9 protein-coding genes are annotated in these 13,724 nt (G+C 26.6%); 2 read left to right on the forward strand and 7 right to left on the reverse strand.

Annotation, left to right across the window (positions count from 1 at the left end; genetic code table 4):
• Positions 1-13: 13 nt before the first annotated feature.
• The 7 genes from hprK to secA all read right to left on the reverse strand — a co-directional run bounded on the left by hprK (position 14) and on the right by secA (position 12,232).
• Positions 14-934: an HPr(Ser) kinase/phosphatase gene (gene hprK, locus MCORR_RS01275; RefSeq protein WP_104205934.1), complete on the reverse strand. Its 921-nt coding sequence runs from the start codon at positions 932-934 to the stop codon at positions 14-16.
• 1,086 nt (positions 935-2,020) lie between these two features.
• Complete coding sequence (locus tag MCORR_RS01280) at positions 2,021-2,614, reverse strand: hypothetical protein (RefSeq protein WP_104207794.1); 594 nt, start codon at positions 2,612-2,614, stop codon at positions 2,021-2,023.
• 119 nt (positions 2,615-2,733) lie between these two features.
• Positions 2,734-3,393, reverse strand: a complete 660-nt coding sequence (locus tag MCORR_RS01285; RefSeq protein ID WP_104207795.1) for a folate family ECF transporter S component — start codon at positions 3,391-3,393, stop codon at positions 2,734-2,736.
• A 21-nt stretch (positions 3,394-3,414) separates the two neighbouring features.
• A complete protein-coding gene (locus tag MCORR_RS01290) occupies positions 3,415-4,515 on the reverse strand; it encodes a bifunctional folylpolyglutamate synthase/dihydrofolate synthase (RefSeq protein WP_104207796.1) in 1,101 nt (366 codons plus the stop codon).
• Positions 4,499-7,351: an excinuclease ABC subunit UvrA gene (uvrA, locus tag MCORR_RS01295; RefSeq protein WP_219818482.1), complete on the reverse strand. Its 2,853-nt coding sequence runs from the start codon at positions 7,349-7,351 to the stop codon at positions 4,499-4,501. Before uvrA ends, MCORR_RS01290 begins: the two co-directional genes overlap by 17 nt.
• Complete coding sequence (uvrB, locus tag MCORR_RS01300; protein ID WP_104207798.1) at positions 7,348-9,342, reverse strand: excinuclease ABC subunit UvrB; 1,995 nt, start codon at positions 9,340-9,342, stop codon at positions 7,348-7,350. Before uvrB ends, uvrA begins: the two co-directional genes overlap by 4 nt.
• Before the next feature lie 58 nt (positions 9,343-9,400).
• Complete coding sequence (gene secA / locus MCORR_RS01305) at positions 9,401-12,232, reverse strand: preprotein translocase subunit SecA (RefSeq protein ID WP_104207799.1); 2,832 nt, start codon at positions 12,230-12,232, stop codon at positions 9,401-9,403.
• 95 nt (positions 12,233-12,327) lie between these two features.
• Between secA and MCORR_RS01310 the strand changes: the two genes are divergently transcribed.
• On the forward strand, positions 12,328-12,708 hold the full coding sequence (locus MCORR_RS01310) for an IMPACT family protein (RefSeq protein ID WP_219818477.1): 381 nt from the start codon (positions 12,328-12,330) through the stop codon (positions 12,706-12,708).
• A gap of 80 nt (positions 12,709-12,788) precedes the next feature.
• Complete coding sequence (locus tag MCORR_RS01315) at positions 12,789-13,703, forward strand: 5'-3' exonuclease (protein WP_104207800.1); 915 nt, start codon at positions 12,789-12,791, stop codon at positions 13,701-13,703.
• Positions 13,704-13,724 lie beyond the last annotated feature (21 nt).

Below are 13,724 nucleotides of genomic sequence, written 5' to 3' on the forward strand. Positions count from 1 at the left end.
CCTCTTCTTTTGTTTATTTGTTTCTTTCAGCTAGTAATTTTATAATATCAAAATCTGGTTCAGCATCTTGAACTTTTAATTGACCAACAGCAGATTCAATAATGTTAGCTAAATTTCGACCAGCACTAACAGGTACACTTAAGTAAGGGATTGTGATTCCTAAAAACTCTTTTTTATATCAATCACTACCTAATCTATCAGTTGTATCTGCTTCTTTGTTATCAAATTTAAACAACTCAATTCCCATATGAATTTTTGTTTCATCCATTATTAACTGATGCCCTTGGATTTTAGATACATCAATAATTCCAATTCCCCTAACTTCAATAAGGTTTTTTAGCATTGGGTGAGACTTACCAAATAATTCACTATTTTTGTTAGTTAATATGATTCTGTCATCCCCTACAAATAAATGATTTTTTTTCATTAATTCAAGAGAGACTTCTGATTTACCGATTCCTGATTGGCCAAATATTAAAACGCCTTTACCAAAAATATTCATTAAAGTTGAATGAGTTTCAATTGATGGCGCAAAAAAGATATCATATACATCTAATATTTTTTGAGTAACCTCACTTGTCGAAGGATTATTAGTTTGAAGTAAAGGAAAATTGTATTTTTTGGCAACTTCAACTAGTCTTATATCTTTAAATTTTTTAGTTATTATAATTACAGGCGACCCCATTTGTAAAAGCAATTCGTATTTACTAAATGCTTCTTGGTCATTAAACTGTTTCATGTATTCACTTTCTTTCGAAGACAATAAAATAGCTCTTTTGTGTTTTTTATCTTCGTTTAATGTTATAAAACCAGTTAACTCTAAACCCGCTCTATTTAAACCATAAACTGTAATCTCTCTGTCTAAATGATCTTTACCACTTAACACTTGCATTTTAATTCTTTCTAATAAGTCTTTAATAAAAAAATGTGACATCGCTATCCTCTTAGTTTCTTTTTATAATTTTACTATAATGTTAGAAAATATAAAATAAAAATCTTATTCGATCATTAACAACCTTAAAGATACCATTTTACTTACGTAAATCTAATTGGTTTTTTTAGCAGAATATTCTTTAATTTTTTAATTTATAAATAGAATTAACCCACATTTCTTTTTTTGAAATTGTTTTATGATTATTTATAATTTTTAACTGAGATTTTTGTAACTTTATAGCCTAATTTTAATGAAAGTTTTTAGAATTGAATTAAAAGTTTTTTCATTTTGATATTTTTCTAAAACTATTTGTTTAATTTAGAATCAATTAATTTGGCATAAAAATAACAACCTTTTTAACAAAATTTTGTAATTTCTTTAAGGTTGTATATTCTTTAAAAAAACTTATTAAATTTTATATATGGATTTATTTTTTTCATTTTTATTAATTAAATTTTGTAGCAAAATATTTTAGTATTTTTATCTAATTTAATTTTGTAAGTTCTTATTTAATGAAAACTGATCTACTTAATTTGTTACCAATATTATAAATTCCATAAATTGTTCCAAAAAAGAAACTAAGTAAAATTACATATTTAATTAAATAAACTTTTTCTATTTTGTAAATTGAAATATATATACAAGTTGCAGTACTAATTAAAGATACTAGCGAAATCACCAACCAAAATATCATGACTATTCTGTTAATTTGTGACAAATTATTTATAAAAAACAAACTGAATAACAAACTTAAACTATTAATTATATTAAACACACATCCAATGTAAATTAAGTGTGTTAATTTTATATTTTATTTTTTTTGATTTATTGTAGATTAAATGATTTTTTAAAAATGTTTTTAATTAGCATATTTTTTGTTTTAAAAGACAGCAAACGAAATATACTATTTCTAAAATGATAAATAAAATTCCTATAGATATTAAAACAATATTATTATAAGTAAATGCACTTCATACAAAAATTGTAGACAAATAATTAAATGAAGAATATAGATAACTGAATTGAACTTAAAAATGAAATTACATTTAGGTTACTTTTAAAATTTTTTTCTATCAAGGCTAAATCTTAATTTTCATGCTGTTTTTCATGTTGATCATTATAATTAAATGTTTCATAAACACTATAAAAAGTTCCAAAAACAAAACTAAAAAAAGAAAGGTATTTAATATATTTTCATAATTTAGAATCGAACTGATAATAAAATGCAAGAGTTAATATACTAAAAATAAGTCCTATAAGTCCTATAAAGAATCATAAAAACCCTAAAAATAAAAGAATTCAATTTTGTTGTAAAGAAGAGTCATTAGGAAATACTTTAAAAAAGAATAATAATGTTATTAGCCCTATGCCAAGCCAAAAAACATTGAAAAATAAACTTATTACATTTAAATAAAACATATCTTTATATTCTGTAGGTTTACGATTTGGGTAAATATATTTAATATGTTTTCACTTAATAATTTTCTTTTTGAATAAATAAAAACCTAATAAATAAATAAAACCTAAGATAGCAAATATAGAAAATATAATAGGGTCAGCTAATTTAAATTTTTCATTACCTCAAATACTTAAAATAACCATAAATGGAAATAGGGTTGTTATACTTATAATTAGTGTTATTCATGCTGCACCAAGTTTTGTTATACCAGTTCTTTTCATAAAATTCCTTTTTATAGTTTATAAAATAAGTATACTCTTTATTTCTAAAATAAAGCTAAAATAAAAAAATCTTTTTAAAGAAACTTTTTGGATTTTTTCATTAAGGTTGTTTTTTTTAATTAAGATCTAACTTTGATTTTTTGATTTTTTAAAAATCAGGGCCTAGAAATTTTATTTGCTTCACTTTTTAATAAGATATAAGAAATATTCAAAGTTGAAAACGAAAGAATCGAATATACAATAGTTTGCGAAGGTATAATTATTAGTTTTTTTGGAAATGTTAATAAAACATATTCTCAACCATTTACTGAAGCCAAAGATATTGGAGTAATTACAAGCGATGATATCATTAACCCAACACATAAATATAAAACTAATCTTAATTTTCATAATTTATTTGTTTGAGGTAAAAATACTAATCCTCCCAAGAAACCTAATAAAACTTTTGATAACATATAACCAAAATGAAATGGTGATCCAATAAATAATAAACTACCAGTTAAATCAGAGCAAAAACCAGAAACTATTCCAAAAAATGGTCCGAATAAAACTCCACAAGTAAATATTATGAAATTCCCCAACATCATTTGTATTCCTAAAATTCTAATTCCGTACCCAATAAAATTGGTTAAGACTATACTTAAGGCTACAAACATTCCTATAATTATAATATTTTTAATGCTTACCCTTCTTAAGAAAAACCTTTGTCAATAAGTTGTTGTAATAATAAGTAATAAAACAGTTATTAAAAAGCATACATTAGATATTATATAAAACATATTAGATCCCCTTTTTTTTAATTACTTTTGTTTAATTATAAACTCATATACCAAAGGAACAAAGTACAAACTTCCACAGATAAGTAAATTTTCTTTTGATGTTAATATAAAGTTTTCAATATTCTTTATTTTTAAATTATGATTAATTTTATTAATATCTCAACTTTTAAAATATTCAAAGTTGGTTATATAAACTTTCTCAAAATTGTTTTTAAGTGTATTTAAAATTGTTATATAATCTTTAGTTTCAATACTTGCATACACAACTGTTCATTCTTTTGTGTTTACACTATTTATTAATTGATTTATACCATCAACATTATGCGCTCCATCTAAAATTATTTTGATATCTTTAAATTCAATTTGGGTAAATCTACCAATTGGTGGTTGAACATTGTTTAAATCATAGTTAATTTTAAAATGCTGTAAAACTTTATTAGCTAAACCCTTATTTGCTTTTTGATAATTGATTTTATCTTCATATGAATCAGCTCAAATTATTGCGTTCTTATTTACTAAACTTTTTATTATAATATCTTTATATTTTAAATTATCCATTGAAATAATCAAGGGCACATTTTTATAAGCTATATTTACTTTTTGGAAAATAATTTCTTCTATTGATGTTCCAAGCACTTCAATGTGATCATAACTAATAGAACTTACAACAACCAATAATTGATTACTCATTAGTTTAGTTGAATCTTTCACTCCACCAATACCAGCTTCCATGACAATAATATCAACATTATTGTCAGCAAAATACAATATTGCTATTAAAGTTCATATTTCAAAAAAAGTTAATTTATATTCAACAACATATTTTTTTGTAATCTTAATATAGTGTCTCAAATCCTCATCTGAAATAAACTTGTTATTAATTTGGATTCGCTCATTGTGGTAAATAAAAGCTGGAGATGTGAATAGACCCACTTTGTTATATTTTTCTAGTAAACCTTTTGATATAAAAAATGAAGTGCTTCCTTTTCCATTAGTTCCAACAACAGATATTGTTGGTAAATTTTGTTGTGGGTTATTTAATAAGTTTAATACCTTATCTAGATTATATATTTTTTGAAATCTTTGATTAATATCAATTATATCTTTACTTACTTGTATCATTATATAAATACCTTTTTAAATATTCACCAGTATAAGAACCTGGGGCATCAGCAACTTGTTCTGGAGTTCCTTGAGCAACAATAAGACCACCGTTAACTCCACCACCAGGACCAAGATCAATAACGTGATCAACAGTTTTGATAAAATCTAAATTGTGTTCAATTGAAATAACTGAATTACCTAAATCTACTAATCTATTTAAAACAGCTAATAATCGCTTAACATCATCAACATGTAACCCTGTTGTAGGTTCGTCTAATAAAAACATAGTTTGACCTGTTTGTTTTTTTAATAAATATGTTGATAATTTAATTCTTTGTGCTTCTCCACCAGATAAAGTAGTTGCTGATTGACCTAACTTAATATAATCTAAACCAACTTCTAAAATAGTATCTAATTTTTGTTTTATTGAAGGTATATTTTCAAAGAAAAGTGCAGCAGTAGCAACTGTCATACCTAGTACGTCTGAAATTGTTTTTTCTTTGTATTTAACTTGAAGTGTTTCGTCGTTATATCTCTTACCCTCACAAACTTCACATGTTACTTCAACACTTGGCATAAATTGCATTGATATAGTAATAACACCATCACCATAACAATGTTCACATCTTCCACCAGGGACATTGAATGAAAATCTACCTTTTTTGTATCCTCTAATTTTTGCTTCTGGTAAGTTAGTAAATAAGTCTCTAATATCGTCAAAAACACCAGTGTAAGTGGCCGGGTTAGATCTTGGTGTTTTTCCAATTGGTTCTTGAGATATAAATATAACTTTATCAATATTCTCTAAACCTTTAATTTTTCCAAAATCACCAGCCGCAATGTGTTCTCTTGAAAGATTTTTTCGAATACCTTTGTAAATTATGTCTTCTAATAAAGTTGATTTACCAGAACCGCTAACTCCAGTTATACAAACAAATTTATTTAAAGGTATAGTTACATTTATATTTTTTAAATTGTTTTCTTTAGCACCTAGTATTTCCAGTTTTCTTTGAGTACCAATACGGCGTTTTTTAGGAACATCAACTTTTTTTTGACCAGATAAATATTGTCCTGTAATACTGTTAGATTTTAAAATATCTTTATAAGTACCACTAAATGATATTTCTCCACCATGTTCTCCAGCTCTGGGTCCAACATCAACAATTCAATCAGCAACTTTCATTGTATCTTCATCGTGTTCAACAACAATTAAAGTGTTACCTAAATCTCTTAAATGTTTTAGAGTGTTAATTAATTTATCGTTATCTCTTTGATGTAAACCAATTGATGGTTCATCTAAAACATATAATATTCCTGTTAATTGACTCCCAATTTGTTTTGCCAGTCTAATTCTTTGTGCTTCTCCACCAGATAAAGTAGTTGCTGTTCTAGCTAAATCCAGATAGCCTAAACCAACTTCATTTAAAAAACTAATTCTGTTAGTTATTTCGGTTAACACTAAATTAGCAATTTTTGCTTGATTTTCAGATAGTTGAACATTAAGTATAAACTCTAACTCATCAGAAATACTCATACTTGTAAACTCAAAAATATTTTTGTTATTTACTTTTATACTTAAAGCAGTTGGATTTAATCTTGACCCACTACAAGTTTCACAAATTGTTGATGACATGAACTTTGTATATCATTTTCGAATCTCTTCTGATTTAGTTTCAAAATATCTTCTTTGGATTAAATCTGCTACACCTTCAATTTGCTCATATGAATCATATCTTCTTCCACTACTACTAATTAATTTGAGCTCTACAGCCTCGTCACTACCTTTTAAAATAGCTTTTTTTTGTTTTGGTGTAAGGTTTTCAATTGGTAAGTTTAAATCAATATAGTAATAATCACACAAAGTTCTAAATCTTTGTCATTCTAAATTATCTGTTCCTAAAAAATTTTTAAAATATACTACCCCTGCTTGCATAATAGATAAACTTTCATCAGGAATAATAAGTTGTGGATCAGCTTTTAATCTCACTCCTAAACCATCACAATCTTCACAAGCACCTAAAGGTGCATTGAAAGAAAATAACCTTGGCTCTAGCTCGGGTATATTAAAACCACAAACACTACAAGAGTATGATGTTGAGTAAGTTTTATCTTCCTTATCTTTTGTTTCAGGGTATTTTATTTTTACTAATTTATCTGAATATTGAATTGCAATTTCAATAGCTGAGTAAATTCTTGAATATATTTCTTCATCATTTTTAAAAATTAAACGATCAACTACCAAGTCAATATCATGTCTTGTATTTTTTTCCAAAACTATTTCTTCGTCAAGCATTCGAATTTCGCCATCAACAATAATTCTAATAAAACCTTCATTTGAAAGTTTTAAAAATAAATCTTTTTGACTACCTTTTTTACTTCTAACAATTGGTGCTAAAATATAAACTTGTTCATCTTCAACAGTTTGAGATTTAATATTGTTAATTATTTCCTTAATACTTATAGCATTAATTTCTCCATGACCATTAACACAAAAAGGTGTTCCCACTCTTGCATAAAGCAGTCTTAAGTAATCATATATTTCAGTAACTGTTCCAACAGTTGATCTTGGGTTATGAGATGTTGTTTTTTGATCAATTGATATTGCTGGTGATAATCCATCAATTGAATCAACATCAGGTTTTTCATTACCTCCCAAAAATTGCCTTGCATAAGCTGACAAAGACTCTATATATCTTCTTCTACCTTCTGCATAAATTGTAGAAAATGCTAAAGATGATTTACCACTACCTGATAAACCTGTAAATACTATTAATTTATTTTTTGGAATCTCTAAATCAACATTTTTTAGATTGTTTTCTCTAGCTCCTTTAATTATTATTTTATCTTGCATTATTTTACCTCGTTTTTTTGCGCTTCAAGTTCAATAATTGTATCTCTTAAAATCGCTGCTTTTTCAAAATCTAAATCTTTAGCTGCTTGTAACATGTCAACTCTTATAGAATCAATAGTTGCTTGATAAACACCTTTTTTATTTTTAGATTTTTTGATCATTGATAATTGTTTTTTAGTCGAATCACTCATTAATGAATCTGTAATTTTTTTAGTGATAGTTTTGGGTGTGATATTATGTTTAATATTATAAGCTTCTTGAATAGTTCTTCTTCTATTGGTTTCATCAATAGCTTCTTGCATAGCTGTTGATGTCGAGTCAGCATAGAATATAACTTTACCATTAACATTTCTAGCAGCACGCCCAGCAGTTTGAATTAAAGACTTAGTATTTCTTAAAAAACCTTGTTTATCTGCATCTAAAACGCAAACTAAACTTACCTCTGGTAAGTCAAGCCCTTCTCTTAATAAATTAACCCCGACAACAACATCATAAACACCTCTTCTTAAATCATTTAAAATTTCAGATCTTTGCAGTGTCTTAAGTTCTGAGTGTAAATAGGCTACTTTTATATTTCTATTTTGCAAATAACTAGTTAAATCTTCACTCATTCTTATTGTTAGTGTTGTAATAAAAACTTTTTCATTATTTTTTTTACGTTCATGTATTTGTTCAATAATATCTTCAATTTGATTTTCTGTTTTTTTGATTTCAATTACTGGATCTAATAAACCTGTTGGTCTGATTATTTGTTCAACAACTTTGTTATCTACTTTTTCTAATTCATATTCTCCAGGTGTGGCTGATGTGTAAATAACTTGTTTTAATTTTGACTGGAATTCTTCAAAATTTAAAGGTCTATTGTCTAAAGCTGATGGTAGTCTAAAACCATATTCAACCAAAGTTGTTTTTCTAGACCTATCAGTATTATACATTCCTCTTGTTTGAGGAATCATTATATGTGATTCATCAATAATTGTTAAAAAATCACCTTTGAAATAATCCAAAAGAGAATATGGTGTTTGCCCTGATTTTCTAAAATCTAAATGCGCTGAATAGTTTTCAATTCCTGAAACAAAACCAAACTCTTCTAAACTTTCTAAATCAAATCTAGTTCTTTGATCTATTCTCTCTGCTTCTAATAATTTTCCTTCATCTTTAAATTCCTGAATTCTTTCAGTTAATTCTGCTCTTATGTTTAAACAAGCTTGCTTAAGTTTATCTTCTGGTGTTACATATGCTTGAGCTGGGTAAACTGTTACAGTACTTATTTTTTCGATTAAACTTCCAGTTGTAACATTTAACATATCAATCATTTCTATTTCATCTTTAAACAATGACAATCGATACATAGCATTCATAGTTCAACCAGGAACAATTTTGATAATATCTCCTTTCGCACTAAAAGTACCAGGTAAATTTTCAATATCATTTCTTGTATAACCTGTTTTAATTAAATAAAGTAAAAGAGTTTTTTTTGAAATTTTTTGCCCAATTTTTAACTCAAAAAAGCTAGAAGCATACTCAATTGGATTTTGTGATGGATAAATACAAGCAACAGATGCAACAACAATTGTGTCGTTTCTTATTGATAAAGCATTCATTGCACTCATCCTTAACATATCTAATTCCATATTAACTCTTGCATCTTTGTTTATATATAAGTCAGTTGAGGGTTTATAGGCTTCAGGTTGAAAGTAATCAAAGTTAGAAACAAAGTACTCAACTCTATTGTTTGGGAAAAATTCTTTTAATTCATAATAAAGTTGCATAGCAAGTGTTTTATTATGCGCAAGAATTAAAGTAGGCTTATTTATTTGTGAAATAACATTAGCCATTGTAAAAGTTTTACCAGTTCCAGTAGCTCCAAGTAGAACTTGATGTTTTTTATTGTCATTTATTCCTTTAATTAAATCACTAATGGCTTTTGGTTGATCACCAGATGGTTGAAAGTCACTTTTTAATTCAAATTTATTATCTTTAATGTATTTCATGCAACCTTCTTTCTTTGTAAAAATACAAAACCACTAGGATTGAGCCTAGTGTTCTTTCTTATCCAATTTTAGCTTTTGATATAACACCACCATCGTTATTGTCATCAATAATTGATTTTTTGTTATTAATATCTTTTTTTATTTCTTGTATTTGTTTATTCAAAGTTAATGCAATTTCTTTAAAAGTATTTAACTTTTGTGCTTCTTGCTCGTTTGAAACTGTTTTTAATTTTTTTTCATATAATTCTAAAATTTCTTGTTCAGAAATATTTGCAATATCTTTAATTTCTAAAGTTGCTAAAATTTGTTGCATTTCTTGTTCAGAAATATCAACTGTACGATTTCTAGAATTTTCTTGTCTTCTTTGGAGTTCAATGACTAAACCTAATAAAATATCTCTTTGCATATTTAATTTTTGAAAGTGTTTTTCATCACTTGCTTTAGGAATTAGAATGTTGAATCTATTATTTATATCTTCTTTATTTAATTGTTGAATGCTCAAACCAACTTCTTCTAATATCTCATCAATTATGGCATCTGTAATTTCAATTTTTTTAACTTCTTCTTTAACCTCTGGTGCTTTTAAAACAATTGATGATAATGTATTAACTACATCAAAAGCAATATCAACTTTTGTTTTATTAAATAATACTGTTGATTGCTCAATATAAATTGATAATGGGTTATTTTGAGCATATTGTTGTAAATATACTCCGGCTTTAAGTTTAGAAGCAACATCAATATGATTTGTTCAGTATTTGTCAAAAAACTGTAAAATGTTTCTTCTTTCCATTTCTAAAACTACATCATTTGGAATATCTATAACTCTTGCTTTATAGAATTCTAGCATTGCATCAGCAATTTCTTTTGCTAGTTGGAATTTTTCTTTATTATAAAAATCTGGAATTAAAAAACGTCTATGTGCAACTAACTTACCATCAATTTCATTCATTAATTTTTCAGCATTAATTGCTTTTTCTCCATGAATAACTTCTGAATTTAATTCAATCAATTCATAAGCTACTGTTAATTGCAATTTGTTAATTACAACTTTTAAATCTTCAGCTTCTAAAATATCATCTCTTTGTGCATACATAACTTCACGTTGTTGAGCTAAAATATTATCATAATCTAAAACATTTTTACGCTGATCAAAGTTCAAACCTTCAAGTTTTTTTTGTGCATTTGTAACAGCTCTAGTAAATATTTTTGATTTAATGTGATCATCACCTAAACTTAAAAAACTTTTTCTAGCTCTTGGCGAAGCAAATCTAATCATTAAATCATCTTCCATTGAAATATAAAATCTCGACATACCAGGATCACCTTGTCTCCCACTACGACCTCTTAATTGGTTATCAATACGTCTAGCTTCGTTTCTTTCAACTCCAAAAACACACAAACCACCTAAAGCTCTAACTTCATCATTTAACTTTATATCAGTTCCACGACCAGCCATGTTTGTTGCTAATGTAATTGCTTTTAATTCACCAGCAATAGACACAATTTCTGCTTCTCTATCATGGTTTTTAGCATTAATCATCTCATATTTTAAACCAGCTTTTTCTAAGTATCTTGAAATTTGCTCTGATGATTCAACACTAGTAGTACCTATCAAAATAGGATTACCCTTTTCATTAATTTCTTTAATATCAATTATTAGTTTTTTTAGTGCTGCATTTTTAGTACCAAATGTATAATCAGATTCATCATTTCTAATAATTGGTTTGTTTGTAGGGCACGTAACAACTCTAGTATTGTAAATTTTTAAAAACTCTTCTTCTTCAGTTTTAGCAGTTCCTGTCATTCCTGACAGTTTTGCATATAAACGATAAAAGTTTTGGTATGTGATTGTTGCAAGAATTGAAGTCTCATCTTCAATTTCAACAAGTTCTTTTGCCTGAATAGCTTGTTGTAATCCATCAGAATATGATCTACCTTTTAAAATACGTCCTGTAAATTGATCAATTAATTCAACTTCACCAGTTACAACTGTATATTCTACACCTTCTTTAAATGTGTAATTAGCTTTCAATGCATTTAAAATTAAGTGGAAAATTTCAGTGTTTTCTAAAGCAAATAGATTTTCTAAAGTGAAAAAATCCTTAGCTTTTTTCATCCCTGATTCAGTTAGATAAACTTGTTTGGTTTCCAAATCAATATCAATGTCTTCATTTTCTTTAATTTCTTTTGCAAATTTATCTGCCATTTTATACAAATTAGCTCTTGATGATGTTCCACCAGAAATAATCAATGGCGTTCTAGCCTCATCAATAAGAACAGAATCAGCCTCATCAATAATTGCAAAATTCAATTTTCTTTGAACTTTATCAGAAGCTTCAATAACCATATTATCTCTTAAATAATCAAAACCAATTTCTGCATTTGTTGTGTATGTTATATCAGCTGCGTATGCTTCTCTTTTTTGATTTTTAGACATTCTTGAGCCATTAAATCCAACACTTACACCCAGTAAATCAAAAACTTGACCATTAATTTCAGAGTCACGTCTTGAAAGATATTCATTAACTGTAACTATATGAACACCTTTTCCAGTTAGTGAATTTAAATATGCTGGAAATAACCCAGTTAAAGTTTTACCTTCACCAGTTCTCATTTCAGCAATGTCTCCATAATGAAGGATTATTGCTCCAAGCAATTGAACTTTATATGCATTCAATTTTAATACTCTATTAGCTGCTTCTCTTGCAACTGCATAAGCTTCAATTAATAAATCATCAACATCTTCACCATTTCCAATTCTTTCCTTAAATTCTTGAGTTTTTAAAGCAAAATCTGCAATATCCATTTTTTTCATTTCTGGTTCTAGAGCTATAATTTTATCTGCCAATTTACCATAATTTTTCAATAAACGTTTATCTGATGCCATTGTGATTCTCCTTTAAAAAATTTAAAATAAGTTTTGTTTAAAACTATTTAATATTATAATCAATGTAAGTGACTAAGTAAAGGGGAAATCTTATTTTGCAAAGTATAAACAAAAAAAACGTTATTTCAAACACTTTAGTTATTAAAAAATCTACTTTTACTTCTTTTATTTACGAAATTCATAATAAACAAGAATTAGAAAAATTTCTTACTGATTTTTCAGATGCAAAAGCAACACATAATTGTTATGCATATAAATTTATTGATCAACAAGAATATGGTGGTATGAATGATGATGGTGAACCAAAAAATACAGCTGGTAAACCAATTTTTAATGTAATTGAAAAATCACAAATTAATAATGTTTGTATTCTTGTTGTAAGAAAATATGGTGGTTTAAAATTGGGTGCAGGGCCTTTAACTAGAGCTTATGTGAAAGCTGCAAGTGAGGTTGCTAAGAAATTTAAAATGATGTAATTATTTAAAAAATATATTTATCATGTCTAACTTTTTTATTTTTTATTTTGCTATACTTAAAAAGTAAGGAATTTGAAAAAATGAATACTATAAATGAAAAACGCACGATATTAATTATCGACGGTTATCATTTACTACATAAGGGATACTATGGTTCTCTTAAAAGAAAAAAAGTTGCTTTAAATAGAGATGGAATTCAAATTAACGCCATTTATACTTTTATTGCAAAAATTATTGAGATAGTAAATAAGAATAACTATTATACAGTGATTGTGACCATGGATATGGATCAGGGTTGTTGACGTCGAGAATTATATCCAGAATATAAAGCTAAAAGAAAAGATACACCAGAATCATTAATTCCTCAAAAAGATATTATAAGAGAGTTTTTGACTGCAGCTAATATACCTTGATATGAGATGCCAAGATATGAAGCAGATGATTTAATTGGAACTATTAATAAAATAGCAACTAAATTAGATTATGATGTTCATATTCTTTCAAACGATAAAGATATCTTTCAATTAATTGGTGATCAAACACAGGTTATAACAAACATTTCTAAAAATGATGAGCATATTTTTGTTGATGAATCATTAGTTTTGGAAAAGTTTGGATGTAAACCAAGTCAGGTTTCATATATTAAAGCTTTGATGGGAGATCCATCAGATAACATTAAGGGTGTTAGACACTTGCATTACAATCAAGCAATTCAGTTATTAGAAAAATATCAAACCATTGATGAAATTTTTAAGCATATCGATGAGATAAAACCATTAATATCAAAAAGATTAATTGATAATAAAGAACATATTCTTCTTAATGCTAAAATAACTAAAATTCAAGATAGACTACCAGTTGGTAGAGTTGATTTAAAACCACTAAGAATTAATTGATATGGATTTAATAAATTTCTGAAAAAGCACAAAATGTGAGCATATGTGACTCAAGTAAATAAAATTATTGAAAATAATAAAAATAGCAAAAGTAAATAACTTTAAGTTATTTTTTTATTT

The sequence above is a fragment of the Mesoplasma corruscae genome (assembly GCF_002930145.1).
GTDB lineage: Bacteria > Bacillota_I > Bacilli_A > Mycoplasmatales > Mycoplasmataceae > Entomoplasma > Entomoplasma ellychniae.